Genomic DNA, 24734 nt, shown 5'->3' on the forward strand with positions numbered 1-24734 from the left:
TCACTGGATGCCGGGCCGGCTCCTAGCTGTACGCGAGGCGTTCGACCTCGGCGAGCTGGGCGGCGCCGATGCGGCCCTCTTCCAGGGAGAGCAGCCAGCTCAGCAGCTCCGGACCGGCCGGCAGTTCGTCGTAGAAGCCGAGCCGGAGATCCGCGAACCGCGGCGTGACGAGCCAGCCGTCGAGCGCGGCCCCGAGGTGGCGGTCCGCCGCCTCGGTCCGGGTCCCGGCCCAGACGGCCAGCCACGGCGAGAGGCGTCCCGTGCTGACGGAGATCGTCTCCAGTACCCTGGCAGCGTGGTCGGTGCCGGGGTGCTCCCGCAGGACCGACCGCCACCAGGCGTCCCAGACCCGCTCCAGCGCCCGCTGCTCCGGCACCGCCCAGTCCCGCCAGTCGGCCTCCAGCAGCCGGGAGGCGATCAGTCCGTGGTCCACGTGCAGCCGGCCCGTGGTCAGGAGGCGGACGATCCGCGGTGTCATCCGGCGGTACAGGGCGGCGAAGTCGCCCCAGTGGTCAGTCGATTCGGCGGCCACGGAGGGGATCAGCCGGTCCGGCACCAGCCGTGCGGGGCCGGCGAGGGCTTCGAGGTCGGCGTCGGTGAAGCAGTAGGTGCAGCCGCCGACGGTGAACGGGGACTCGGAGTGCGGTGCGAAGGTGGTGTCGAGCGCGTCGAGAGCGATCCGGAGCTGCTGGGGAGGAGTGGTCACGGGCACCTGCTGGGGACCTCATCCGGCCTACCGGAGAAGGGAGCGACGCTACCACGCGGCGGGTGACGGCCGCCGGGGCCGCCCCGGCGGCCGTGCTCCCGCAGGGGCCTGCCCCGGCCCGGCGCCCTGGTAGACCGGGGCCCGGTCGTCAGCTCAGCTGTTCGGCCAGCGCGAGGATGATGCCGCTCGGCCCGCGGAGGTAGCAGAGCAGGTAGCTGTCCTCGAAGCGCGTCACTTCGCCGACGAGTTCGGCGCCGTGCGGGCGGAGGCGGGCGAGGGTGTCCGCGAGGTCGTCGACGGCGAACATGACGCGGTGCAGGCCCCGTGTGTTCGCCGGGGTGATCTCCGGCTCGGGGGTGATCGCCTCCGGGCTGTGGTACTTCGCCAGTTCGAGCCGGCCCGGGGCGCCCGGGATCCGCATCATCGCGATCTCGCTCCGCATGCCGTCGAGCCCGACGACCGCGCCCGCCCAGCGTCCTTCGATCGGCATCCGGCCTTCCAGCTCCATGCCGAGTTCGAGGAAGAAGGCGACGGCGGCGTCGAGGTCGTCGACGACGATGCCGACGTTGTCCATGCGCTGAATGGTCATGCGGCCCAGGGTAGGGGCCGGGTACGACGACGCCGGTTCGGCGGGCCCGTCGCACCCGCCCGTCTCACCCGCCCGCCGGGCGTCCCTTGCCCGGGTTCCCGGCGAAGGCCTGGGCGATCGGCAGCCAGGCCGCGGCCGTCGGGCCGGTGGCGCTCAGGGCGAGGTCGTCCCGGTGGCGGCGCTGGGTCACCAGCAGGCAGAAGTCCAGGGCCGGCCCGCACACCCGGTCCGCCGCGTCCTCCGGGCCCCAGGCCCACAAGTCGCCGTCCGGCGAAGTCAGTTCGACCCGGACCGGGGTCTGCGGCGTCGGCAGCCCGTGCAGGCTGAAGGCGAATCCCATGGTCCGTACGCCCAGGTGGGCGATGTGCCGCAGCCGTGCGGTCGGCTCGCGGACCGCGCCCAGGGTGTCCGCGACGTCCTGCCCGTGCGCCCAGGTCTCCATCAGCCGGGCGGTCGCCATCGACGGGGCCTTCATCGGCGGCCCGAACCACGGGAGCCGGAGGCCGTCCGGCGCCTCGGCCAGCGCCGACCGGAGCCGTTCCCGGCCGGCCCGCCAGCGCGTCAGCAGCGCGTGCGGCTCCTCCGCCGCGCCGCGCGCCGCGCCCTCGTCCACCGGGTCCGCGCCGGCGGCCAGCAGCTCGCCGAAGACCCGGCCGGACTCGGCGACGAAGGCCTCCGGATCGCGGGCGGAGAGCGTGGTCCAGTGGTCCGTCCAGGCCAGGTGGGCGATCTGGTGCGCGATCGTCCACCCCGGCGCGGGGGTGTCCGTCGACCACTGCTCGGGCGCCAGCGGGGCCACCAGGTCGTCCAGGGCCTCGCTCTCGGCCCGCAGGTCGTCGAGCAGGCCGGTCAGCACAGCTGCGGCCGCCGGGGTCGTACCGTCCGTCGTCATGGGCGTCCTCGTCTCCTCGGTAGTGACTCACCGGTAACCCGAGCCCGCACCCTACGCCGTGCCCGCGGCCACCACCCGCAACTCCACGGAACCCGCCGGTCGGGACGCCCACCGGCGCACCGGAAGGGGGCGCCGGGTGCCGGGCCGGGAGCCCGGCACCCGGCCCGGACCGGTCAGTTGACCTGCCGGTCGCGCTCGGCCCAGTAGGGCTCGCGGAGCCGGAACTTCTGCAGCTTCCCGGTGGTGGTGCGCGGCAGGGTGTCCCGGAACTCCACCGAGGTGGGCGACTTGTAGCCGGCCAGCCGCTGCTTGCAGTGCGCGATGAGGTCGGCCTCCAGGACGTCGTACCCGGGCTTGAGCACGACCAGGGCCTTGACCGTCTCGCCCCACTTCTCGTCCGGCACGCCGATCACCGCGACCTCGCCGACCGCCGGGTGGTCGTAGAGGCAGTCCTCCACCTCGATCGAGGAGACGTTCTCCCCGCCGCTGATGATGACGTCCTTCTTCCGGTCCGAGATGGTCAGGTAGCCGTCGGTGAGGGTGCCGCCGTCCCCGGTGTGGAACCAGCCGTCCCGGACCGCCTCCGCCGTCTCCTTCGGCTGCTGCCAGTAGCCGTCCATCACGACGTTGGCGCGGACGAGCACCTCGCCCTGGCCGTCGACCCGCACCTGGTTGCCGAGGGCCGGCGCGCCCGCCTGCACCAGCTTCTCCGCGCGCTCACCGGCGGGCAGTTCGTCCCACTCGGCGCGCGAGCGGTTCACCGTGACCACCGGCGAGGTCTCGGTCAGGCCGTAGATCTGCATGAACTCCCAGCCGAGTTCGGCCTCGACCCGCTGCACCACGGAGGTCGGCGGCGGCGCGCCGGCCACGATCATCCGCACCTTGTCCCGGCCGGGGACGGGGCCGTCCCAGTCGGCGGCCGCGTCCAGCACCATCTGGACCACCGCGGGCGCGCCGCTCAGGAAGGTCACCCCGTGCCGCTCGACCCGGCGCAGGATCTCGGCGCCGTCCACCTTGCGCAGCACGATGTGCCGCGCGCCCAGCCCGGTGAGGGCGAACGGCAGGCCCCAGCCGTTGGCGTGGAACATCGGCAGGGTGTGCAGGTAGACATCCCGGTCACCGGCACCGAAGTGCAGGCCCATCAGCACGGAGTTCAGCCAGATGTTGCGGTGGGTGAGCTGGACGCCCTTGGGGCGGGCGGTGGTTCCGCTGGTGTAGTTGATGGTCGCGGTGTCGTTCTCGCCGATCTCGTGGCGGCGCGGCGCGCGGTCGAAGTCGTACAGCCGGGCGTCGCTGTCCGTGCCGAGCACGAAGGTGTGCCGGGCGCGGACGCCGGCCAGCGGCTCGGCGAGTTCGGGGTCGACCAGCAGCACGGAGGCGCCGCTCTGCTCGACGATGTACGAGACCTCCTCGGCCCGCAGCCGGAAGTTCACCGGTACCAGGACCCGGCCGTGTCCGCTCACGCCGTAGAGCGAGGTCATCAGCCGGGCCGAGTTGTGCGACACGATCGCGACCCGTTCGCCCGGCCCGACGCCCAGCCGGTCCAGGCCGGCCGCCTGCGCCCGGGCCAGCTCGGCGACCCGGCGGTAGGTGAGCTCGCCCCAGGATTCGGCGGGTTGCGCCGGCTCGTCGACGATGCCGACCCGGTCGCCGTAGACCAGCTCGGCCCGGTCGAGGAAGTCCATCACGGTGAGTGGAATCTGCATGCGCCCACTTTCCTCCGCCGACCGCCCGCTGCACACCCCTGATCAAGGGTGTCACCCGGACGGGCCGCGAGTGTCAGCGCCCGCCGCCCGTCACCGTCAGCGGTCGCCCGCCACCACCGGCGCCGCCTCGTCGCCGGCCGCCGTCAGCGCGGCGAGCAGCCGGTCCCGGGCCTCGGTCTGGGCGGCGATCCGGCGCTCCAGGACGGCGAGCCGGTTCCGGGCGATCCGCAGCGCGCCGGCCGAGGGTCGCGCGGCCAGCATGTCGCCGTCCAGGCAGGACAGGAAAGGCCGGACGTCCTCCAGGGTGAACCCGGCCGCGAGCAGGCCGCGGATGTTGCGGACCCGGACGGCCGCCGAGTCCTCGTACACCCGGTAGCCGTTGGCCGCGCGGGAGGACGCGATCAGCCCGGCCTGCTCGTAGTGCCGCAGGGCCCGCGCCGTGCTGCCGGTCACCCGGGCCAGTTCGCCGATCCGCACCGCTGCCCCGCCCCTTCCCGGACGGCACCGCCCGGCTCGCTCCGGACCACCGCCCGGCTCACCCCACGACGGCACCGCCGTCCACCGGCAACACTACTCCGGTGACGAACGAGGCCTGTGGGGAGGCGAGTTGCGTGATCGCCCAGGCCACCTCGGCGGGCCGGCCGATCCGCCCGAGCGGGGTGTGGGCGATCTGCCACCGCCGTACGGCCTCCCGCTGTCCGGCGTCGAGCCCGGAGTGCTCGCCGATCGGGGTCTCGATTGCCCCGGGCGCGACCGCGACCACCCGCACGCCGCGCGGCGCCAGCTCCACCGCCCAGCTGCGGGTCACCGACTCCAGTGCGGCCTTGCTCGCCGCGTACACCGCGTTGCCCGGCCAGCCGCGCTGGCCGACGGACGTCGTGACGTTGACGATCACGCCCCCGCTCGCCTCCAGCGGCGCCAGGGCGGCCTGGCCGAGCAGGACGGCGGCGGTCAGGTTGGTCGCGAGCTGGTCCGCGACCGCGTCCCGGGTGATCCCGCCGAGGGCGCCGCCGCGGACGATCCCGGCGTTGTTCACCAGCACGTCCAGCCGCCCGTACCGGTCGAGCACCTCGCGTACGAGTGCCTCGGGGGCGTCGGCGCCGGTGATGTCCGCGGTCAGCGGGTGGATCCGGCCGGGGGCGCCGCGCGCGGTCTCCGCCAGTGGCTCGGCCCGCCGTCCGACCGCCACCACCTCGACCTCCGGGTCCTGGGCCGCGAAGGCGTGTGCGGTGGCCCGGCCGATCCCCGTCCCGGCGCCGGTGACCAGCACGATGCGGGTGGCCGGTCGGTGCTGCGTGTGCTCGTTCATGCGGTCCACCCTCCGACCCTGCCGCCAGTGGCAAGGTCAAGCGGGTGCCCGGCTCCGGTCGGCGGCGGTGGTCGGAGGCCACCGGCGGCGGGCGGAGTACCGGCGGGGGCGGCGGGCCGGAACATCCGCCTCCGCTTGCTGTGCCGGGCGCGAACAGGCGCCGCCCGGGGGCGGTCGCGGGCCGGGCCGGCTGCTAGGAAGGTGCCATCGGAAGGCGCCGTCGGAAAGGTGCCGTCGGATCCGAACGGGGAGAACACGCATGAGCGACGCACGGCCCGAGAGCCTGTACGACGCGCTGGGGGGCATGGAGGCGCTCCGCCGTCTCAGCAACACCTTCTACGAGGGCGTCCTGGCCGACCCGGTGCTGAAGCCCGTCTTCGCGAACTTCACCACCACCCACATCGAACACGTCGCCGTCTGGCTGGCCGAGGTCTTCGGCGGCCCGGCCCGGTTCACCGCCGACCTCGGCGGCCACCAGGCGCTGCTCCGCACGCACCTCGGACTCGCCATCACCGAGGAGCAGCGCGGGCGCTGGATGGAGCTGATGGGCGCCGCCGTGCGGCAGGAGCTGCCCGGGGACGAGCTGCTGCGCCGCCGGGTGCTGGAGTACTTCGACTGGGGCACGAAGATCGCCAGGGACGTCTCGGCGGCGCCCGTCGGCGAGGACCTCGGGGAGCCGGGGCCGACCCCGCGCTGGGGCTGGGAGGGCCTGCGATGACGGTCGCCACCGAATCGCCCGTCGCCGAGGGCCTGCTGCTGCGCCCGTTCCGGGACGAGGACGCGGCTGCCCTGGTCGAGATCTACCGGGACGAGACACTGCGGCACTTCACCCGTACCCCCGTGGCGGACCTGGACGAGGCGGCCCGCTGGCTGGAGGCGCAGGAGCGCGGCCGGGCGGCCGGCGAGCGGTACAGCTTCGCCGTCCTGGCGCCCCTCGGCGGCCCCGCCGGGGCGTTGCCCGCCGACGGCGGCCTGGCCGGGGAGCGGCCGGCCGAGCTGGTCGCCAACGTGGTGCTCAAGCGCGGTGCGCCCGGTGCGCCGGCGGCCGAGGTGGGCTACTGGACGGCCGCCGCCGCCCGCGGCCGCGGCGTGGCCCCGCGCGCCCTGGAGGGGCTCACCCGCTGGGCGTTCGCGGCCTTCGCGGCGGACGGGCTGGTCCGGCTCGACCTGCTCCACCAGGTGGACAACACGGCCTCCTGCCGGGTGGCCGAGAAGGCCGGCTACCGGTTCGGGAGCGTTCTGCGGGCCGGCCCGCCGGAGTTCCCCCTGGACGGCCACCTGCACAGCCGCTCGGCTGACCTGCACAGCCGCTCGGCCCGGCCCCCCATTGACGGGTTCGCGGCGAATCGGGTGGACGCGGGCCGGGGCGGCGGTCCAGAGTGCTCCCCATGGCTTCTCTGGTACGACATGTGACGATCGACTGCGCCGACCCCTACCGCCTCGGCGAGTTCTGGGCGAAGGTGCTGGACGCCAAGCTGGCCGACGACGACTTCCCGGGGGACCCGGAGGCCCTCCTGGAGACGCCGGGCGCGGTGCTGCTGTTCATCCGGGTGCCCGACGGCAAGACCGTGAAGAACCGCGTCCACCTGGACCTCCAGCCCCAGGACCGCTCCCGGGACGAGGAGGTGGAGCGCCTGCTGGAGCTGGGCGCCACCGTCCACGACGACCAGCGGCGCCCGGACGGCACCGGCTGGGTGACCATGGCGGACATCGAGGGCAACGAGTTCTGCGTCGAGCGCAGCGCCGCCGAGCGGGCCGCCACCGCCTGACCGGTCGCCGGCTCCCCGGCTCCCGGCCCCCGGCTCCCGACTCCTGGCTCCCGGGGTCACTCCCCGGCCACGGCCGCCCGCCAGCTCCACGAGGCCCTGCGCGGACGGCCGTTCAGCTCGCCGCGCCCGGTGCACCAGAGCAGGACGGCGGTGGACCCGCCGGGCGGGGCGTCGGGGAACAGGCGGGCCAGGACCGCCGCGCAGAGCCCGGCCGGGGGCCGCCAGGGCAGGCCGAGTCCGAGGGCGATGTCATGGGTGTGCAGCAGCAGTTCGGCCACGCCCATCGCGGCGAACCCGGCTGGGTCGCAGGGCCCGTAGTGCCAGGCCCGCAGGTCGGGCGGCGCGGCGTCCAGGGCGGTGGCCAGCAGGTGCCCGCAGGCCGTCACCACCGCCAGGACGTCCTCGGGCGGGGCGTCGGCCCGCACGGTGAGGTCGAGCGGCAGGTATCCGGTGGCGGGCCGGGCGGCGAGCTGCCCGGCGTAGGCGAGCAGGTCGTGCGCGAGGTGGACGGCCGTCTCCCGGCAGCTCCACTCCAGCGGCCCGGCCGGCGCGGCCCAGGCCGGGCCGTCACCGGTGTGCGGACCGAGGGTGTCCCGCAGTTCGCCGAGCGCGGCCCGGACGTCGTCACCGTTCATGGCGGCAGCCTCGCACTTCCCCCCGGTGCGCCGGGCCCGTCCCGTGGGCGCGCGCGACGGCTCGCCGTCCGGGCGGTCCGGGCCGCCGTTCAGCCGGGCTGGATCGAGCGTGGGGCGGTTCGGGCGGCTCGCTGTGCCGGTCAGCCGAGCTGGATCGAGCGCTTGGCCAGGCCCATCCAGAACCCGTCGATCACGCTGCGCTGGCTGCCCAGGTCGGCCTCGCCGGCGCCGAGGGTGACGAACAGCGGGGCGAAGTGCTCGGTGCGCGGGTGGGCGAGCCGCCCGGCCGGGGCCTTCCGCTCGAAGTCGAGCAGCGCGTCCAGGTCCTCGGCGGCCAGGGCGCGGCGGCCCCAGTCGTCGAACTCGGCCATCACCGAGCTGATCCGGCCGTCGGAGCTGAGCGCCCGCAGGTTGTGGGTGAAGAACCCGCTGCCGACGATCAGCACGCCCTCGTCGCGCAGCGGGGCGAGCCGGCGGCCGATCTCCAGCAGCCGCTGCGGGTCCAGGGTGGGCATGGAGACCTGGAGGACGGGGACGTCCGCCTCGGGGAACATCTCCACCAGCGGGACGTAGGCGCCGTGGTCCAGCCCGCGGTCCGGGATGTCCTGGACGGGCGTGCCGGGGGCGCGCAGCAGCTTGCGGACCCGCTCGGCGAGCGCGGGGGCGCCGGGGGCGGCGTACCGCACCCGGTAGTAGTGCTCCGGGAAGCCCCAGAAATCGTAGACCAGCGGCACGGTGGTGACGGCCCCGAGGGCCAGCGGGGCCTCCTCCCAGTGGGCGGAGACCATCAGGACGGCCTTGGGGCGGGGCAGCTCGGCGGACCAGGCGGCCAGCTGGCCGGGCCACAGCGGGTCGTCGGCGAGCGGCGGTGCGCCGTGCGAGAGGTAGAGGGCGGGCATGCGCTCGGGGGCGGCGGTGCTCATGACGGCTTCTCTCGCTTCCAAAGTAGTTCAATTTTGAACCTCGACACGTCGACCGTACACCTTGGTTCGAATTTGAACAACAGGAGTACGCTTCCTCCATGGCCTCCCTGAACGAACCGCGCTGGCTGGACCACGACGAGATGGCCGCCTGGCGGGGCTTCGTCACCGCGAGCAACCTCCTGAACCGCCGGCTGGAACGCCAGCTCAAGGAGGACTCCGGCCTCTCGCACACCCAGTACGAGATCCTGGTGCACCTCTCCGCCGCCCCGGCCGGCTCGCTGCGGATGACCGAACTGGCGGAGAAGCTCGTCACCTCCAAGAGCGGACTGACCTACCAGGTCACCCAGCTGGAGCGGATGGGCCTGGTGGGGCGCCGTTCGTGCCCCAGCGACGTGCGCGGCGTCTTCGCCGAACTCACCGACGAGGGGCGGGACATGCTGCGCCGGGCGGCGCCCGGCCACGTCGCCCTGGTCCGCGAGCTGCTGATCGACGTGCTCAGCCGCGAGCAGCTCGCCGTGCTGGCCGAGGGCCTCGGGGAGGTCAGTGCCCGGCTGCGTCTGGACGACGGGGCGTAGCGGGGGCGACGGCGGCCGCGGCCCGCTCCAGCAGCAGGGCGCGCTCCCGCGCGTTGCGGGCCAGCGACGCCGCCCGCTCGAACTCCGCCCGGGCCTCCTCGGCCCGCCCGAGCCGCGCCAGCAGGTCGCCGCGCACGCTCGGCAGCAGGTGGTACGCCCGCAGGGCCGGCTCGGCGGCCAGCGCGTCCACCAGCTCCAGTCCGGCCGCCGGGCCCCAGGCCATCGAGACCGCCACCGCGCGGTTCAGCTCGACCACCGGGGACGGCGTCAGCGCCGCGAGCCGCCCGTAGAGCGTGGCGATCATCGCCCAGTCGGTGTCCTCGTAGCGGGCGGCCCGCGCGTGGCAGGCGGCGATCGCGGCCTGGACCGCGTACGGCCCGGTGCCGGCCAGCCGCAGGGCCGCGAAGCCGCGCCGGATCAGCAGCCGGTCCCAGCGGGCGCGGTTCTGGTCGGCTAGCAGCACCGGCTGCCCGTCGGGCCCGGTGCGGGTCGCCGTCCGGGACGCCTGGAACTCCAGCAGGGCGGCCAGGCCGTGGACTTCGGGCTCCTGTGGGGCCAGCCCGGCGAGCACCCGGGCCAGCCGCAGCGCGTCCTCGCAGAGCCCCGGCCGGAGCAGGTCGTCGCCGGCCGTGGCCGCGTAACCCTCGTTGAAGATCAGGTAGACGACCTCCAGGACGGACGAGAGCCGGGCCGCCCGGTCCTCGCCGCGGGGGACCTCGAACGGCACCCGCGCGGTGGCGAGCGTCCGTTTGGCCCGGACGATCCGCTGGGCGACGGCCGGTTCGGTGCTGAGGAACGCCCGGGCGATCTCCTGGGTGGTGAGGCCGCCCAGCAGCCGCAGGGTGAGCGCGATCCGGGCCTGGGCCGACAGCACGGGGTGGCAGGCGGTGAAGATCAGCCGGAGCAGGTCGTCGTCGATGTCGTCCGGCTCGGCCGGCTCCGGCGGCGCCACGTCCTCCAGCGTCCGGCCGACCTCCGCGAGCTTGCGCGCGTACGTCTCCCGGCGGCGGACCAGGTCGATCGCGCGGTGCTTGGCGCTGGTCATCAGCCACGCGCCCGGCCGGTCCGGGACGCCCTGCCCGGGCCACTGCTCCAGCGCCGCGACCAGCGCGTCCTGGGCGATCTCCTCGGCGATGCCGACATCCCGCACGATGCGGGTGACACCGGCGATGATCCGCGGGGACTCGATCCTGAACACGGCCTCGACCGCCGCGGTCGCGCTGCTCTCCGTCACGGCCACCCATCAGAGCAGCCGGGCGGCATCGGGGCAAACGCGGCGCGGCGGCCGGGCGCGGGCCGGGCGGGTCGGGGATCAGGCCTCCGGCGGGGTGGTGTTCCCGTCGATCTGGCGCAGTTCGGCGCCGACCTTCCAGCTCTCCGGGTGGATCTCCAGGAACCGCTTGGTCCACTCCAGGGCCTCGGCCTTGTCCTTGCACTGCATGATGGCGTAGCCGCCGACGACCTCCTTGGTCTCGGTGAACGGCCCGTCGGTGAAGCTCAGCTTCCCGCCCTCCCAGGTGACCCGGGTGCCCTCGGCGGTCGGCAGCAGCCCGGCGGTGTCCAGCATCACCCCGGCCTTGGTGATCTCCTCGAACAGCGCCCCCATCCGCTGCTCGAACTCCGGACCCGCCGACCGCATGTCCGGGGCGTCCTGCTCGTCGATACGGATCAGTGACATGAAGCGCGGCATGGTGACTCCTCGGTCGGGAGGGCGGGGCTTCTCCCCGCCTCTCACTCCTGAGTCGAACGGGGAGCGGCCGTTTCGACAGCCGCGACGGAATTCTTTCCGGAGATTCCGGGAGCGGCCACCGCAGGGCGCCGGCGGTCGTCTCCTGGGTCGAGACCGCGGCCGCCTCGGCGGTGGTCGCGGCGGTCAGGGCGCCGTCCGCGACCTCGACCTTCACCCCGGCCATCGCGCCGCCGGCGGCCACCTCGGCGACCGCGCCCGGGATCTGGTCGCGGCTGCTCGGCCCGGCGCCCGTCGCAGCTGCCAGGGCCCGGGGTGCGGCGGGCTCGCATCTGGCGTCCCGACGGTTCAGCATTTGCTGAATTCAGTCACCGCTGTACTGTGGGAGTCATGGAACCGACCGCCGTGAACCCCCGCGACCCGCACCTGCCCGCCGAGGCGCAGGAGGCGGCCATGGAGCGGGTGGGCAAGGCCCTCGCCGACACCAGCCGGCGCCGGATCCTGCTCGCCCTGCTCGCCGCCCCGCACTACCCGGCCGACCTCGCCGAGGAGCTGGGCCTGACCAGGGCCAACGTCTCCAACCACCTCGCCTGCCTGCGCGACTGCGGCCTGGTGCGGACCGTCCCCGAAGGCCGCCGCACCCGCTACCACCTGGCCGACGACCGCCTCGCCCACGCCCTGCGGGACCTGCTCGCCGCCGTCCTGCCGCCCGCGAAGGAGCACTGACATGGGAGCGAACCACGGCCCCGCCGCCCCGGCCACCGTCAGCGGCGCCTACCGCCGCCGGATGCTGCTGACCATCACCGTCACCGCCGCCGTGCTGGTCCTCCAGGTGGTCGGCGGCCTGCTCTCCGGCAGCCTCGCCCTGCTCGCCGACTCCGGGCACATGCTGACCGACCTCTCCGGCGTCTCCCTCGCCCTGCTGGCCGTCCAGGTCGCCCAGCGCTCGCCCACCCTGCGGCGCACCTTCGGCCACTACCGGCTGGAGATCCTGGCCGCGCTCGCCAACGCCGTCCTCCTGGTCGCCGTCTTCGCCTGGGTCGCCTACGGCGCCGTCCGGCGCTTCGGCGAGCCCGTCGAGGTCCGGGGCGGCCTGATGCTGACCGTCGCGCTCGTCGGCCTCGCCGCCAACCTGGTCGGCGTCGTCCTGCTGCGCGGCGGCAAGGACCACAGCCTCAACCTGCGCGGCGCCTACCTGGAAGTGCTCGGCGACGCCCTCGGCTCGGTCGCCGCCATCGCCGCCGCCGTCACCATCCAGCTCACCGGCTGGCAGTACGCCGACCCGATCGCCTCGCTGCTGATCGGCGTGATGATCCTGCCGCGCGCCTACCTGCTGGGCCGCGACGCCCTGCGCGTCCTCCTGGAGGCCACCCCCGCGGACGTGGACCTCGCCGAACTCCGCACCCACTTCCTGGCCGAGGACGGCGTCCGCGAGGTCCACGACCTGCACGCCTGGACGATCACCTCCGGCATGCCCGTCCTCACCGCCCACGTGGTCGCCGGCCCCCACCCGCCCGCCGACCTCCTCACCCGCCTGCGCCGCTGCGCCGCCGACCACTTCGGCATCAGCCACGCGACGCTGCAGACGGAACCGGCCCGCCGCCTGTGCGACCAGGCGGCCCACGCCTGACGCCCCCTCGGGAACCGTCCGCCCCGGCGCGCCTACGGCCCGGCGTTGGAGGTCTCGCGTTCGGAACGGCCACGGCGCACGACGTCCGGAGTCCTGCGGATGGCGAAGGTCTCGGGGTGTCCGGGGCCGAGGACGCGCGCCAGGTCGGCGGCGACCCGCTCGTTGGGAGCGACGGCTTCGTCGGTGCGCCTTCCATCCACCGCCACCGTCAACTCCGGTGCGGGCCAACGGCCCCGGTGCGGATCCGTGTCCCGGTACGGACACGTCGAGTCCGGCTCCGCCTCGGAGAGAAGAGAAAGGAATGGCCGTCAACTCGGTTGCGACGAGCGGCGAAGGAGGAGTGCCCACTCCTTTCCACTCTCAACTTATAGCGCACGGGGGGCCTTGCGGCAAGGCCCCGGTCATGACGCAGAATCTGCGGTCGAAGCCGATGTCGATGCACAGGGAGTTCTGAATGCGTGTGGTGCTGTCCGCCTACGATTCGCGCGGGGGCGTCGAGCCGCTGGTCGGGCTCGCGGTGCGGTTGCGGGAGCGCGGCGCGCAGGTGCGGGTCTGTGCGCCGCCGGACGAGGAGTTCGCGAGGCGGCTGGCGGTGGTCGGGGTGGAGATGGTGCCGACCGGGCAGTCGGTCCGCGATCTGGTGACCGGGCGGACGCCGCCGTCACCGGGCGGTGTGGTCCGGCGGGCGGCCGAGCTGGTGGCCGCGTTCTACGACGGCGTCATGTCGGTGGCCGAGGGGTGCGACGTGCTGGTGGCGACCGGTCTGGTGCCGGCGGTGGCCGGGGTGCGGGCGGCGGCCGAGAAGCTGGGCGTCCGTTACGTGTACGCGAGTTACCAGCCGGTCAGCCTGCCGTCCCCGCACCACCCGCCGATGCCGCGCCCCGGGCGGCCGCTCCGTTCGGACGTGACCGACAACCGGGTGCTCTGGGAGCAGGACGCCGTGGACGCGCAGGAGGTGTTCGGCGAGGTGGTCAACGCCCACCGGGCGTCGATCGGCCTGCCGCCCGTGGACAACGTCCGCGACCATGTCTTCACCGACCTGCCGTGGCTGGCCACGGACCCGACTCTGGCGCCGTGGCAGCGGCCGGCGGAGCTGGACGTGGTGCAGACCAGCGCGTGGGTCCTGCCGGACGAACGCCCGCTTCCCGCCGACCTGGTGGAGTTCCTGGACGCGGGCGCGCCGCCGGTGTACGTGGGCTTCGGCAGCGTTCCGGTGCGCGATCCGCAGGAGGTCGCCCGGGCGGTCGTCGAGGCGGTCCGCGCGCAGGGCCGCCGTGCGGTGATCTCCCGTGGCTGGGCCGACCTGGGGTCGGCCGACGACCGGGACGACTGCTTCGTCGTCGGTGAGGTCAACCACCAGGCGCTGTTCCGCCGGGTGGCGGCCGTCGTGCATCACGGTGGCGCGGGCACCACGACGACGGCGACCTGGGCGGGTGCGCCCCAGGTGGTGGTGGCCCAGGGCGGGGACCAGCCGTACTTCGCGGGCCGGGTGGTCGGCCTGGGCATCGGCGCGGAGCACGACGGGCCGACGCCGACCACCGAGTCGCTGTCGGCGGCGCTCGAGGTGGCGCTGGCTCCCGAGGTCCGTGAGCGGGCCGCGGCCGTGGCCGGTGCGTTCCGCACCGACGGCGCGGCGGTGGCCGCGGAGCTGCTGCTGGAGGGCCTCGGGCGGTAGCGGCCCGCCGTCGTCGCCGGTACCCGTCGCCACTGCACCTGCCGCCACTCCACTCCGCCTGCCGCCACTACCCCGTCGCCGCGCCGATCTGGGCGACCAGGGTGCGCCAGTCGACCCGCCGCGAGGTGCTGGGAGCGGGCTCCGCGGTGTGGGCGGTGGAGGAGGCGGTGCGGGCGGCGGCGCGGGTGCGGCAGTCCCCGCAGCGGTGTTCGCCGTTCACCGGGCGGAAGGCACGGTCACAGGAGTCGCAGCAGACGGGTGCCGTCACGGTGCTCGGCTCCAGCGGGGCGGGCATCTTGCCCTCCAGGCGCCAACGCACCAGGGCGGCAGGAGACTTGACCTGGTCCGGCAGTCCGCTGGTCAGCGCGGCGCGCAGGGCGGCCGAACTCACGCCCCTGGCCAGCCACTCGGCGGCCAGGGGCGCCAACCGCCGTACCTCGCGGGCCCCCAGGGTCAGCCGGGGGTCGATCCGCCGCAGTTCCAGCAGCGCCCGCTCGGCATCGGTGGACCCGCCCTCGCCGAACCCGTGCTCGGTGAACTCGCCCCAGGTGACAGCGGGTTCGAGGACCGGCGGGGGAGGGAGGGGGGAGGTGTTCACCCTGGGTGTCACCCCCGGGAGGGCGGTGCCGGAGGACCGGACGGACGACGACCCGCGGCTACGTTTCCCGGCATCCGGCGGGACGCCGGGGCCGGACCGCCCCGCCCGCTCGAACTGCCCGTCGAACAGCCGTTCCGCCTCCGCCGCGCCCAACGGCACGCTGGAGAGCAGGGATTCGGTCCGCACCTGCCCGGCGGCGCCGCGCCGCCGGGTGGTGTGCAGCAGTCCCGCGCGGGCGAGTTGGCGGCGGGCGCGATCGGTGGTGACGCGCCCGCCGGAGAGCCCGGCGGCGAGGGCCGTCACCGTGGTGGCGCGGGCCTTCGCCGGGCCCAGTGCCAGGGCTCGTACAAGGAGTCGAAAGGCGGAGTCCGACAACTCGTCGTCCCACACCAAGGAGTTGGCAATCTGGGTGAAGTCGCGCGACGGCGCGATAGCATGCAGGAGCATCGTCAGTGGAGGCCTTACCACTCGGCGTATGAAGAGCCCGGCCGCGTGCGTCAACACGTTGCCGGGCTCGCCCCATTCTTCGGGGGCGATCCGCTTCTGGCGGTCACGGTACACCCAAATGACGGCCGGTCAGCACGCTCCGAACTGAAATGATTACCCGTTGTAGTGATGATCCGTGTCCTTGGTGGGCCGCAGCTCGGGCGGCAGCGGGGGCGCCTCCGAGAGCTTCACGGCCAACCCGCGCGCGTGGTCGAAGGCCGTCACCGGATCGCCCTGGTCGGCCCAGACCTCGGCGCCGCACCAGCGGCCGATCAGCCGGAACTGCTCCAGCGCCTCCGCGGGCAACTCGGCCTTGCCGCAGTAGTAGGCGAGCAGGTGGCGCAGCATCGGCAGCCGCTCGTCGTCCGCCGGGACGGCCGCCAGCGCCGTCGCGACCGCCTTCAGCCGCTCCTTGGCCTTCTCCCCGGCCAGCGTGGACCCGAGGGTCTTGCGCTTCTCCAGCTCGGACAGCGCGTGCAGGTAGATCCCCGGCAGCGGGCTCCCGGCCGGAGCGTGGTCCATTGCCCGCTCCGCGAACGCCAGCATCTGCTTGTCCGAGCCGAACCACTTGGCGCACCAGTACTGCATGCCCTGCCAGTGCGCCTCGTAGTGGTGCGGGGCCCGCTCGGCCAGTCCGGCCCAGAGCGGCTCGAACTGCTCCGGGGTGTACTGCGCGCCGCGCGCCGTCGTCACCATGACCACCCACGGAGCCGGGTCCCGCGGTGCCAGCAGCGCGGCGCGGCGGGCCGCCTCGATCGCGGCGGGCAGCAGCTCGCGGAACTTCGCCATGTCCTCGGCGGGCACCTCGTGCGCGTACTTGGAACCGCGGATCGCCCAGGCGCGGTGCACCATCTGCTTGGCCTCCAGGGTGGCCGCGTCGCAGCTGTTCGGGTCCGCGGCGCGCCAGGCCGTCAGCCAGGCGTCGTCCTGGTTGGCGATGCTCGCCAGCAGCTCCAGCCGCGACCAGCGCTCCTCCCAGTCCTGGCCGGCCGCCTCGACGTGGGCGGCGGCGGGCCGCCAGTCCCCGCCCCAGGCCGCGTCGGCTATCGCCTGGGACCGTTGGCGCCGCTCCTCCGGCACCGGCGGCCCGGACCGGCGCGGGTCGAGCCGTTCGCGGGGGACGAGGCCGAAGGCGGCCGGATCGAACCGGTGCCTGGCCCACTCCACGGACTTGGTGGCGCGGGACTTCTTCACCGCGAAGTAGACGAGAACGGCCACGAGAATGAGCAGGAAATGGGTCACGGCGGCGAATCATCCCTGGTGGGAGGGGGTGAATGCAACGTCGAAAAAGGCTCGCCGAACACCCTTTTCCATGCAAACATGCCCTATATGGGGACGATTCTGTACGGCGCCCAGGTCACTCTCCGCCCTGCCGCGGAGGCGGACATCCCGGCCCTCGTGGCCATCCGCGGCACGCCCGAGGTCTTCGCCCGCTGGCGCGGTGGCGACGATCTCGCCGACGCCGTCGCCACCGACCTCAAGGAGCCGGGCACCGAGATCCTGGCGATCCTGGTCGAGGGTCAGGTGGCCGGCGCCATCCAGTGGTACGCCGAGAACGACGACGAGTACCGCCACGCGGGCATGGACATCTACCTCGACCCGGCCCGCCACGGTCGCGGCCTGGGCACCGACGCCGTCCGCACGCTGGCCCGCCACCTCGTCGCCGACCACCACTACCACCGCCTGATCATCGACCCGGCGGCGGACAACGCGGCGGCGATCCGCTGCTACGAGAAGGTCGGCTTCCGCCCGGTGGGCATCATGCGCCAGTACGAACGCGGCTCCGACGGCAGCTGGCACGACAACCTGCTGATGGACCTGCTGGCCGACGAACTCCGGTAGTGGCCGGGGCCCCGGCCACGGGCCCTACCGCGCGTCCGGCGGCCGCGGTGCGTGCCGGGCCTCCTGCTCGGCGGCCTCGGCCGCTTCGGCGAGGCGCTTGATGGCGGCCAGCCGTCGGTCCCAGTCGGTCGCGAGCGCCGCCATCCACCGGGCCGTCGCGTCGAGCGCCGCGGGCCGGACCGCGTACCGCACCTCGCGGCCGGCCCGGGCGGCGGTGACCAGCCCGGCACCGTCCAGGACGGCCAGGTGCTTGACCACCGCCTGCCGCGAGACGGGCAGCCGCTCGGCGAGCGTGGTCGCGGTGGCCTCGCCCCGTTCGGCCAGCAGGTCCAGCAGCTGACGCCGCGTCGGGTCGGCGAGGGCGGCGAGCACACCGTCGACCGGCTCGGCGCCGCCGCGGCCCCCGTCGCTCACGCGGGCCCGGCCGCCGCGGTCACCGTCGTTCACGCGGGCGGCTGTTCGGCGCGCTTGCGGAGCGCGTCGAGCACCTGGGGCCATCCGCCGGAGTTGTCCTCGACCGCCTTGCCGCGCAGCTCCTCGGAGCCGGCCAGGGCGGCGAACCCGCTCTCGACCACGCGCAGCCGCGTCCCCGCGCCCTCCGGGGTCAGTGTGAACTCCACGAGGGTGCTGTTGTCCTCGCGCAGGTCCTCGCCGGGGAAGGCGCTGGCCCAGCGGTAGGCCAGGTAGGTCGGCGGCTCGACCTTCTCGACCCGCACCGGGAAGACCCCGTACTCGGGGTTCTTCGCCACCATCGACTCGCCCTCGCGGGCCACCGTGCCGGCCAGGCTCGCCTCCTCGGCCACCCAGAACCCGGGCTGGGCCACCAGGGTCCAGACCAGCTCCGGGGATGCCGCGATCAGGGTCTCGCGCTCGATCCGGTCCTCACTCATGGGGAACTCCTTCGTCGCTGCCAACTGCGTGCAACCCCAGAGTTGCACGTGGGTCGGCCAAGTGCAACCGGAGAGTTGCGCGTCGATGCGGCCTTCGACGGCGGGCGGCCCACGGCCCGCGCCCCGGTGTCCGGCGCTCAGTGCTCGGGCGGGGGCGCGAGCACCATCGGCCAGGCCTCCCCGCCGGCGAGCAGGTCGTCGAGCGTCTCGTCCGGGCCCGCCGTGAACACCACCGTCGCGGGCGCCGCCCGCGCGTACAGCTCCGGCTCCACCGCGGCCCCGGCCCGGAGCACCAGCACGGCCTCCGGGTCGACGGACGAGCGGCCGGTGAAGGCCGCGAGGTCCACGCCGGCCCGGTCGAGCGCCGCCGGGTACACGGCGACCTCGACCACCAGGCGGTCACCGGCCAGGGCGCGCTCGGCCCAACCGTCGGTCCGCACCAGGTGGAGCACGCCGTCGCCCTCGTGGCAGTGGGTACCGAGCCGGGCGACGGCGCGCTCGGCCGGCGGGCCGTCGGGGTCGACGAGGAGGGCGACGACGGGCACGTCGGGCTCGTCGGGATCGATGCCGGGGCGGACGAGGAGCCGGGCCACGGGGGACCTCCGGGGTCAGGGCGGGCGGACGGGGTCACCGTAGGGCACGCCGCCGACGGAGCCCGCCGGTGCGGGGGCGAAATCGGGTGTGCCGTGCCCGGTCGATCCGTAGGGTGGCGCAATGATCATTTCTCATGAGGTGGCCGGGAGCGGCCCGGCGGTGGTCCTGCTGCACTCCACGGTCTGCGACCGGCGGATGTGGGACGGGCAGGTGCCCGCCCTGGTCGGAGCGGGCTTCCGGGTGGTCCGCTGCGACCTGCGGGGCTTCGGCGGCACGCCCGTCCCGGACCGGCCGTACGACAACGCCCGGGACGTCCTGGACCTCCTGGACGAGCTCGGGATCGAGCGTGCGGCGCTGGTCGGGGCGTCCGGCGGGGGCCGGGTCGCGCTGGCGCTGGCGGCCCGATGGCCGGACCGGGTGACGGCGCTCGCGCTGCTCTGCACCGCGCTCGCCGGGCAGGAACCGAGCGCCGAACTCCGCGCCTTCGGCGAGCGCGAGGACGCGCTGATCGAGGCGGGGGACATCGCCGGAGCGACCGAGCTCAACGTGCGGACCTGGCTGGGTCCCGAGGCGGGCGAGGCCGTCAGGGAGCAGGTGCGCCGGATGCAGCGGCACGCCTTCGACGTCCAACTGGCCGCCGAGGAGGACTTCCCGCAGATCCGGGTCGAGACCGACCCGGCCGCCGTCACGGCGCCCACGCTGCTGGTCACCGGCGCGCACGACTTCGCCGACTTCGGCCGGATCGCCGACCACCTCGCCGAGCGCATCGCCGGTGCCCGCCGCCTCGACCTGCCCTGGGCCGGCCACCTGCCCGCCCTGGAGCGGCCCGACGAGGTCAACGCGCTGCTGGTCGACTTCCTGGGCGCCGGCGCCGGCCTCCTCGCCGGCGCGCAGGCCGCGGGGAGCTGAACGACGGCTCCGGGGCGGCTCGTCGGCTCAGGCGGCCGCCGCCCCCGGGCAGCCGCAGGAGCGGCGGATCACCAGACGGGCGGGGAAGGTGTGCGCGCCCGCCGGGACGGGCTGCTCGTTCGCCTTGGCGGTCAGCACCAGGTCCACGGCGGCCCGGGCCATCTCGCCCTGCGCGGTGGCGACGGTGGTGAGCGGCGGCCCGGCGATGACGGCCTCGGCGATGTCGTCGAAGGCGGCCACCGCGAGGTCTTCCGGCACCCGGATGCCGAGGTCGTCGGCGGCGCGCAGCAGTCCGATCGCCTGGTCGTCGGTCGCGCAGAACACGGCGGACGGCCGGTCGGGCCGGGCCAGCAGGGCGAGGGCCTCGGCGTGGGCCCGGACGCGGTCGAAGGGCGCGGGCGTCAGTCGGCCGTCGGTGGGCAGCCCGGCCTCGGCCAGGGCGGCCGCCCAGCCGGCGGTCCGCGAGGTCACCGGGTCGTTCGGGCTGAGCGCGAACGTCCCGCCGAAGCAGTGGACGTCGGCGTGCCCGTGGGCCAGCAGGTGGCGCACCATTTCGCGGGCGCCGCCGTCGTCGTCGGCGACCACGGCGGCGCCGGTCTCGGTCTCCGCCCGGTGGTGCAGCAGCACGACGGGGGTGCCGTCGGTGGCCTCGAACCCGGCCACCCCGGGGACGGACGGGTCCTGGGTGACCAGGATCAGCCCGTCCACCTGCATGCCGAGGAAGGCCCGGATGTAGTGCGCCTCCCGCTCGTCGGCGTAGTCGGAGTTGCCGATCAGCAGCAGTCGGCCGCGCTCGGCCGCCGCCTGCTCGACCATGTGCGCGAGCCCGGCGAAGAACGGCTGCCGGGCGTCCGGCACGACCATGCCGATCAGGTTGGTCCGGCGGCGGGCCATCGCCTGGGCCACCCGGTTCGGCCGGTACCCCAGCTCCTCGACCGCCGCCAGGACACGGGCGCGGGTGGCCGCGGCCACCGGTCGTGGTCCGTCGTTGATCACATAGCTGACCACCGCCGTCGACGTTCCCGCCGCCCGCGCCACGTCGTCCCGCGTCACCCTTGCCATGCCCGCGAGCCTACACATCACCGCTGACCAGGCCCGAAGACGCCGGACCGACCGGTGTCCGGAGTCCGGACGCGCCGGCCCCCCCCCGGGGGGGCGTCCGGCCGCCGCCTGCCCCCCGGCGGCCGGAGGGCGGCGGCGCGATGGTCGGGCCGGCCTCGGAGGCCTGACCCGCCCGGCACGGGCCCCCGCCCGGACGGGCACCCGCCCCGGCGCGGGTGCCCGTCCGGCGCTAGTAGGTGTGATCGGCCGTCACGTCCGCCGAGAGGTCGAGCGCGCGTTCCGCCGCCTCCCCCCGCAGTGCCAGCAGGGTCAGCGTCAGCGCGTCGACCACCGCCAGGTGGACCAGCCGGCTGGCGGTGGTCTCCAGGCCGAAGACGAGGTCCTGCCCGCCGGCGACCAGCGTGTGGGTGGCGGCCTCGCTCAGCGGCGAGCGGGCGTAGCTGGTGAGCGCGACGACGCTCGCGCCGGCGTCGCGCGCCCGGCGGGCGGTGTCGACCACGGTCGGTGACGCGCCGGTGTGGCTGACGGCCAGACAGACCCCGGTGGCCGGGAGCCCGGCGGCGGCCAGCTGCGCGGTGAGCGGGTCGGCGGGGGCGTCGACCGGGATGCCCAGGGCGCGCAGGCGGTAGGCCGCGTCCAGGACGACCGCGCCGGAGAGGCCGGTGCCGACCAGGACGACCCGGTCGGCCGCGTTCAGCAGCTCGGCCGCCGCCCGCAGGGCCTGCGCGGACAGCGTGGTGGCGATCCCGTCGAGTGCCTCACGGGCGGCGCGGACGGTGTCGGTCAGCGCGCGGGCCGCCGGGTCCGCCTCCTCCGAGGGGTCCGGCGCGGGGGCCGGGGTCTGGCGGACGGCCGCGATCTTCAGCTCCTGGTAGCCCTTGAAGCCGAGCCGCTGGCACGCCCGCACCACGGAGGAGGAGGCGGTGCCGGCCAGTTCGGCGACGTCGCTCACGCTCAGGTGCACCAGATCGGCCCCCCGGTCGAGGACGACCTGCGCGACGCGCGCCTCGGTGCCGCGCAGCTCGCCGAGGCGGGCGCGGATGTGGGCGGCCAGCTGGGATTCCAGTGGCGAGAATTCGGAACGCTCTTCCATGCATCTAGGGTAGCGTGGAATTCTATTCCAGCCCGTCGGAGGGGAGCTTCGCCATGCCCGCAATCGCGTCCGCGCTGCCGAGCGGTGGGTCGGCGGCGGCCGTGCCGGTCGCCGTCCTCACCGCGGCGGTCCTACACGCCGTCTGGAACGGGCTGGCCCACCGGATCCGGGACAAGCTGGTCGGCTTCGCCCTGATCAACCTCACCTACACCGCCTGCGCGGTGGTCCTGGTCGCGCTCAACCCGCTGCCGGCCGCCGGGGCCTGGCCGTACCTCCTCGCCTCCGTGGCGATGCAGGTCTCCTCCCAGCTCCTGCTGCTGCGCGCCTACCAGCTCGGCGACTTCGGGCAGATGTACCCGATCGCCCGGGGTTCGGCGCCGCTGCTGGTGGCGGTGCTGTCCGTGACGGTGCTCGGCCAGGCCCTGGGCGGCGGCGAGCTGCTGGGCGTGCTGGTGATCTCCTGCGGCCTGATCGGGCTGGCCTTCGCCCGGGGGATACCCGGGCGGGCGCAGCTGCCCGCTCTCACCGCCGCCGCCGGTACCGGCGTGATGATCGCCTCGTACACCGTGCTGGACGGCAGCGGGGTCCGGCACGCGGGCACCGTCGGCGGCTACGTGGCCTGGCTCTTCCTGCTCCAGGGGCCGTGCCTGGCGCTGATCGCCCGGATCCGCCGGGGCCGCGGCCTGCTCGTCGGGGCCGGCCCGGTGGTGCCGGTGGGGATCGTCGGCGGGGTGCTCTCCCTGACCGCCTACGGGCTGGTGGTCTGGGCGCAGTCCCGGGGCAGCCTGGCGGCCGTCGCCGCGCTGCGCGAGACGAGCATCGTGATCGCCGCGCTGATCGCGACCGTGGTCTTCCGCGAACGGCTCGGGCGGCTGCGGATGACCGCGAGCGCCACCGTCCTGGCCGGGATCGCCGTGCTGGAGCTCGCCCGTCCGTAGCGGCCGGGCGAGCACCGGGCGGCTCAGGGGACGATGACCGTCAGCGTGCTCCTGGTGAGCCGGAATCCGAGCGACTCGTACAGCCGGCGGGCCGCGTTGCCCTCGGTGACGGCCAGCCCCATCCCGGGGTTCCCGCGGCCGGCGAGGTCGGCCATCACCCGGCGCATCAGGTCGCGGCCGAGCCCCGGGTAGCCGAGCTCCGGGTGCCGGAAGACATGGGCGATCCAGGGCAGGCCCTCGTAGTCGGTCACGACGGCGCCGGCCACGACCCGGTCGTCCGCGTCCACGACCAGGGCGCTGGACGGCAGCACGGGGCCGACCACCCCGCCGGCCAGCAGGCTGCGCAGTTCCTCCCGCGAGGTCCGCTCGTCGTGGTCGGGGCGGTGGTCGGGGTGGCCGGGGCCGAACGCGGCGCCCAGCGCCGGGGCGAGCTCCTCGGCGGTGCGGTCGCACGGCACGCTGCGGTACCCCTCCCGCAGCGGGGTCCGCGCCCAGTCCGGCCATCCGGCCGGCGGCGGATCACCGGCGAGGTCGCGCAGCATGGTGTGCCCGAGCCGGAGCGGGCGGGCCCCGCGGCGCCGCAACCGCTCGCCGAAGCCCACCCGGCTGGAGACGACCCAGCCCGACATGTCCGTCAGCACGAACTCCACCGGGTCGACGGCGCTCACGGCCTCGCCGCCGGGCGTCCCCGGGCCCATGACCTCCAGCAGGCCGGCCCAGGGCCGGCCCTCCCGCTCGCCGCGCTGGTAGCGGACGACCGGAAGGCCGTCGGCGTCGCGCCCGAACTCCCAGTCGGGTTCCATCTCTGTCACGCGGTCCATCCGATCTCCGAGAGCCGTCCTGCCTCCGCCATGCTCGTCGGGCGACCGTTCGTGGATCAAGTGGCCGGGGTCTGCCTGCCCGGTCCGGTCACGACACCGTCGCCGCCCTGACACAGAGCACGTCCGGCAGGTGGGAGAGCAGCAGCGACCAGCTCTCGCCCTCGTCGGGGCTGCCGTAGACCTCGCCGGTGCGGTTGCCGAAGTAGATCCCGGCCGGTTCGGCGTCGTCGGTACGCAGGGCGTCGCGCAGGACGACGCCGTAGTGGTCCTCGCCCGGCAGGCCGTTGGCGAGCGGCTGCCAGCTGTCCCCGCCGTCCTCGGTGCGGTAGACCCGGCAGCGGCGGCCCGGGGGGATCCGGTCGCCGGCGCCGCCGAGCGGGAAGAGGTAGGCGGTGTCGGCCCGGCGCGGGTGGGCGGCGACGGCGAAGCCGAAGTCGGCGGGCAGGCCGTCGGTGACGGAGCGCCAGCTCGCGCCCGCGTCGTCACTGCGGTACACGCCGCCGTGGTTCTGCAGGTAGAGGCGGTCCCGCCGGACGGCGTCCGGTGCGATCTTGTGCACGCACTGGCCGAACTCGGGGTACTGGCTCTCCTCCGGGAAGAACTCCGCGCGCAGCCCGGTGTTGGAGGGCTCCCAGCTCGCGCCGCCGTCCTTGCTCCGGTAGACGCCGCCGCTGGAGACGGCGACGAGCAGGCGTCCGGGGTCGCGCGGATCGGTGAGGATCGTGTGCAGCCCCTGGCCGCCGTACCCGGCGCCCCATTCGGACCGCTGCGGATGGTTCCAGAGCGGCTCGACCAGGGCGAAGGTCTCGCCGCCGTCCTCGGAGCGGAACAGCGCCGCCGGTTCGGTGCCCGCGTAGACCACGCCGGGCGCCTCCTCACCGGCCGGCTGGAGCTGCCAGACCCGGGTGAGCGACGCTCCGGTGTGCTCGGGGAAGCGGACGGCCGGCTTCGCCGGTTCGAACCAGCTCGCGCCGAGGTCGTCGGAGCGCCAGACCGACGGGCCCCAGTGGCTGCTGTCCGCACCGACCAGCAGCCTGGTCCGGCCGCCCCGGCGATCGATCGAGACGGCGTAGATCGCGTTCATCGGGAAGTGCGGCCCGCTGAACTCCCAGTCCGCCCGGGATCGGCTGCGGCCGAGAAAGAGGCCCTTCTCCGTCCCGACGGCCAACAACACCTCGGTCATACCGGCCACCACCTGTTCGGCGCAACGGCCCCCACCGGACACCCCTCCACGGGCCAGTGTCCCGCCACCCGCCCGGGGCCACACCTTGCCACGCCGACGCGGCGAGGTGCCGGGAGCGGTGCGGCGGCCGGCGCCACGTGGTCTACAACGTCGTCCGTGACGCCGAGTGGACCGCCACCAACGCCCACGGCACCGCGCTGCGCGCGATCTTCGGCCCCTCGG

At 74.9% G+C, this 24734-nt stretch carries 30 protein-coding genes; 10 read left to right on the forward strand and 20 right to left on the reverse strand.

Going from position 1 to position 24734, the window contains the following annotated elements:
- Positions 1-22: 22 nt before the first annotated feature.
- The 6 genes from ABZ495_RS25975 to ABZ495_RS26000 all read right to left on the reverse strand — a co-directional run bounded on the left by ABZ495_RS25975 (position 23) and on the right by ABZ495_RS26000 (position 5202).
- Complete coding sequence (locus tag ABZ495_RS25975) at positions 23-706, reverse strand: hypothetical protein (protein WP_359838337.1); 684 nt, start codon at positions 704-706, stop codon at positions 23-25.
- Positions 707-854: 148 nt separating this feature from the next.
- Positions 855-1295, reverse strand: coding sequence for a VOC family protein (locus tag ABZ495_RS25980; protein WP_329487034.1), 441 nt, complete (start codon positions 1293-1295; stop codon positions 855-857).
- Positions 1296-1359: 64 nt separating this feature from the next.
- On the reverse strand, positions 1360-2187 hold the full coding sequence (locus ABZ495_RS25985) for a TIGR03084 family metal-binding protein (RefSeq protein WP_359838339.1): 828 nt from the start codon (positions 2185-2187) through the stop codon (positions 1360-1362).
- Between the two features lie 173 nt (positions 2188-2360).
- Positions 2361-3893 (reverse strand): AMP-binding protein, encoded by a 1533-nt coding sequence (locus tag ABZ495_RS25990; protein WP_359838341.1) that lies wholly within the window; start codon positions 3891-3893, stop codon positions 2361-2363.
- Between the two features lie 96 nt (positions 3894-3989).
- Positions 3990-4370, reverse strand: coding sequence for a MerR family transcriptional regulator (locus tag ABZ495_RS25995; protein WP_359810711.1), 381 nt, complete (start codon positions 4368-4370; stop codon positions 3990-3992).
- Between the two features lie 58 nt (positions 4371-4428).
- Positions 4429-5202, reverse strand: coding sequence for an SDR family oxidoreductase (locus tag ABZ495_RS26000; protein WP_359810713.1), 774 nt, complete (start codon positions 5200-5202; stop codon positions 4429-4431).
- Between the two features lie 259 nt (positions 5203-5461).
- Between ABZ495_RS26000 and ABZ495_RS26005 the strand changes: the two genes are divergently transcribed.
- From ABZ495_RS26005 to ABZ495_RS26015, 3 genes are read left to right on the forward strand one after another with little or no spacing between them, the layout of a single operon-like run.
- Complete coding sequence (locus ABZ495_RS26005; RefSeq protein ID WP_359838343.1) at positions 5462-5920, forward strand: group II truncated hemoglobin; 459 nt, start codon at positions 5462-5464, stop codon at positions 5918-5920.
- Positions 5917-6615 carry a GNAT family N-acetyltransferase gene (locus ABZ495_RS26010; RefSeq protein ID WP_359838345.1) on the forward strand — a complete coding sequence of 233 codons (699 nt, stop codon included), beginning with the start codon at positions 5917-5919 and terminating at the stop codon, positions 6613-6615. Before ABZ495_RS26005 ends, ABZ495_RS26010 begins: the two co-directional genes overlap by 4 nt.
- A complete protein-coding gene (locus ABZ495_RS26015) occupies positions 6591-6971 on the forward strand; it encodes a VOC family protein (protein ID WP_359838347.1) in 381 nt (126 codons plus the stop codon). The genes ABZ495_RS26010 and ABZ495_RS26015 overlap by 25 nt, the downstream gene beginning before the upstream one ends.
- Positions 6972-7027: 56 nt before the next feature.
- Here the strand turns inward: ABZ495_RS26015 and ABZ495_RS26020 are convergent, their stop codons facing one another.
- Positions 7028-7606 carry a maleylpyruvate isomerase N-terminal domain-containing protein gene (locus tag ABZ495_RS26020; RefSeq protein ID WP_359838349.1) on the reverse strand — a complete coding sequence of 193 codons (579 nt, stop codon included), beginning with the start codon at positions 7604-7606 and terminating at the stop codon, positions 7028-7030.
- A 140-nt stretch (positions 7607-7746) separates the two neighbouring features.
- Positions 7747-8529 carry a class III extradiol ring-cleavage dioxygenase gene (locus ABZ495_RS26025; RefSeq protein ID WP_329487025.1) on the reverse strand — a complete coding sequence of 261 codons (783 nt, stop codon included), beginning with the start codon at positions 8527-8529 and terminating at the stop codon, positions 7747-7749.
- Between the two features lie 107 nt (positions 8530-8636).
- Between ABZ495_RS26025 and ABZ495_RS26030 the strand changes: the two genes are divergently transcribed.
- Entirely contained in the window at positions 8637-9104 is a 468-nt protein-coding gene (locus ABZ495_RS26030) for a MarR family transcriptional regulator (RefSeq protein ID WP_352297187.1), read from the forward strand.
- Here ABZ495_RS26030 and ABZ495_RS26035 read toward each other — a convergent pair.
- Together ABZ495_RS26035 and ABZ495_RS26040 are read right to left on the reverse strand one after the other, a co-directional pair.
- Positions 9070-10344, reverse strand: coding sequence for a DUF6596 domain-containing protein (locus ABZ495_RS26035; protein ID WP_359838351.1), 1275 nt, complete (start codon positions 10342-10344; stop codon positions 9070-9072). The two genes, ABZ495_RS26030 and ABZ495_RS26035, sit on opposite strands and share 35 nt — an antisense overlap.
- Before the next feature lie 72 nt (positions 10345-10416).
- A complete protein-coding gene (locus tag ABZ495_RS26040; protein ID WP_359838352.1) occupies positions 10417-10794 on the reverse strand; it encodes a YciI family protein in 378 nt (125 codons plus the stop codon).
- A 450-nt stretch (positions 10795-11244) separates the two neighbouring features.
- Here ABZ495_RS26040 and ABZ495_RS26045 point away from each other — a divergent pair, with 450 nt between their 5' ends.
- On the forward strand, positions 11245-11517 hold the full coding sequence (locus tag ABZ495_RS26045; protein ID WP_359838363.1) for a metalloregulator ArsR/SmtB family transcription factor: 273 nt from the start codon (positions 11245-11247) through the stop codon (positions 11515-11517).
- A 1-nt stretch (position 11518) separates the two neighbouring features.
- Positions 11519-12421 (forward strand): cation diffusion facilitator family transporter, encoded by a 903-nt coding sequence (locus ABZ495_RS26050; RefSeq protein WP_359810726.1) that lies wholly within the window; start codon positions 11519-11521, stop codon positions 12419-12421.
- A gap of 32 nt (positions 12422-12453) precedes the next feature.
- On the opposite strand, the gene ABZ495_RS26055 is transcribed toward ABZ495_RS26050, so the two are convergent.
- A complete protein-coding gene (locus ABZ495_RS26055) occupies positions 12454-12627 on the reverse strand; it encodes a hypothetical protein (RefSeq protein ID WP_359838354.1) in 174 nt (57 codons plus the stop codon).
- Between the two features lie 248 nt (positions 12628-12875).
- On the opposite strand from ABZ495_RS26055, the gene ABZ495_RS26060 reads away from it, so the two are divergent.
- Entirely contained in the window at positions 12876-14096 is a 1221-nt protein-coding gene (locus ABZ495_RS26060) for a glycosyltransferase (RefSeq protein WP_359838356.1), read from the forward strand.
- Between the two features lie 67 nt (positions 14097-14163).
- Here the strand turns inward: ABZ495_RS26060 and ABZ495_RS26065 are convergent, their stop codons facing one another.
- The gene (locus ABZ495_RS26065; protein ID WP_359810735.1) at positions 14164-15141 is read right to left on the reverse strand and encodes a hypothetical protein; all 978 of its coding nucleotides are present in this window, start codon (positions 15139-15141) and stop codon (positions 14164-14166) included.
- A 153-nt stretch (positions 15142-15294) separates the two neighbouring features.
- Positions 15295-16422: a hypothetical protein gene (locus ABZ495_RS26070; protein WP_359810737.1), complete on the reverse strand. Its 1128-nt coding sequence runs from the start codon at positions 16420-16422 to the stop codon at positions 15295-15297.
- 87 nt (positions 16423-16509) lie between these two features.
- Here ABZ495_RS26070 and ABZ495_RS26075 point away from each other — a divergent pair, with 87 nt between their 5' ends.
- Entirely contained in the window at positions 16510-17022 is a 513-nt protein-coding gene (locus tag ABZ495_RS26075) for a GNAT family protein (protein WP_359810739.1), read from the forward strand.
- A gap of 24 nt (positions 17023-17046) precedes the next feature.
- On the opposite strand, the gene ABZ495_RS26080 is transcribed toward ABZ495_RS26075, so the two are convergent.
- From ABZ495_RS26080 to ABZ495_RS26090, 3 genes are all read right to left on the reverse strand, one after another.
- Complete coding sequence (locus ABZ495_RS26080) at positions 17047-17436, reverse strand: metalloregulator ArsR/SmtB family transcription factor (protein WP_352297168.1); 390 nt, start codon at positions 17434-17436, stop codon at positions 17047-17049.
- A gap of 29 nt (positions 17437-17465) precedes the next feature.
- Complete coding sequence (locus ABZ495_RS26085) at positions 17466-17912, reverse strand: SRPBCC domain-containing protein (protein WP_329487015.1); 447 nt, start codon at positions 17910-17912, stop codon at positions 17466-17468.
- 137 nt (positions 17913-18049) lie between these two features.
- Positions 18050-18505, reverse strand: a complete 456-nt coding sequence (locus tag ABZ495_RS26090; RefSeq protein WP_359810741.1) for a hypothetical protein — start codon at positions 18503-18505, stop codon at positions 18050-18052.
- A gap of 121 nt (positions 18506-18626) precedes the next feature.
- On the opposite strand from ABZ495_RS26090, the gene ABZ495_RS26095 reads away from it, so the two are divergent.
- Positions 18627-19415, forward strand: coding sequence for an alpha/beta fold hydrolase (locus ABZ495_RS26095; protein WP_359810744.1), 789 nt, complete (start codon positions 18627-18629; stop codon positions 19413-19415).
- 27 nt (positions 19416-19442) lie between these two features.
- Here the strand turns inward: ABZ495_RS26095 and ABZ495_RS26100 are convergent, their stop codons facing one another.
- Together ABZ495_RS26100 and ABZ495_RS26105 are read right to left on the reverse strand one after the other, a co-directional pair.
- Positions 19443-20477, reverse strand: a complete 1035-nt coding sequence (locus tag ABZ495_RS26100) for a LacI family DNA-binding transcriptional regulator (protein ID WP_352297176.1) — start codon at positions 20475-20477, stop codon at positions 19443-19445.
- Positions 20478-20706: 229 nt separating this feature from the next.
- The gene (locus tag ABZ495_RS26105; RefSeq protein WP_359838358.1) at positions 20707-21570 is read right to left on the reverse strand and encodes a MurR/RpiR family transcriptional regulator; all 864 of its coding nucleotides are present in this window, start codon (positions 21568-21570) and stop codon (positions 20707-20709) included.
- 53 nt (positions 21571-21623) lie between these two features.
- Between ABZ495_RS26105 and ABZ495_RS26110 the strand changes: the two genes are divergently transcribed.
- Positions 21624-22508: a DMT family transporter gene (locus ABZ495_RS26110; protein ID WP_329487007.1), complete on the forward strand. Its 885-nt coding sequence runs from the start codon at positions 21624-21626 to the stop codon at positions 22506-22508.
- Between the two features lie 23 nt (positions 22509-22531).
- Here ABZ495_RS26110 and ABZ495_RS26115 read toward each other — a convergent pair whose 3' ends face one another.
- Both ABZ495_RS26115 and ABZ495_RS26120 read right to left on the reverse strand, forming a co-directional pair.
- Positions 22532-23311 carry a GNAT family N-acetyltransferase gene (locus ABZ495_RS26115; protein WP_329492058.1) on the reverse strand — a complete coding sequence of 260 codons (780 nt, stop codon included), beginning with the start codon at positions 23309-23311 and terminating at the stop codon, positions 22532-22534.
- Between the two features lie 106 nt (positions 23312-23417).
- The gene (locus ABZ495_RS26120; RefSeq protein ID WP_352297184.1) at positions 23418-24512 is read right to left on the reverse strand and encodes an exo-alpha-sialidase; all 1095 of its coding nucleotides are present in this window, start codon (positions 24510-24512) and stop codon (positions 23418-23420) included.
- Between the last annotated feature and the right edge of the window lie 222 nt (positions 24513-24734).

The organism is Kitasatospora sp. NPDC005748, from assembly GCF_040630735.1.
Taxonomy (GTDB): Bacteria; Actinomycetota; Actinomycetes; order Streptomycetales; family Streptomycetaceae; genus Kitasatospora.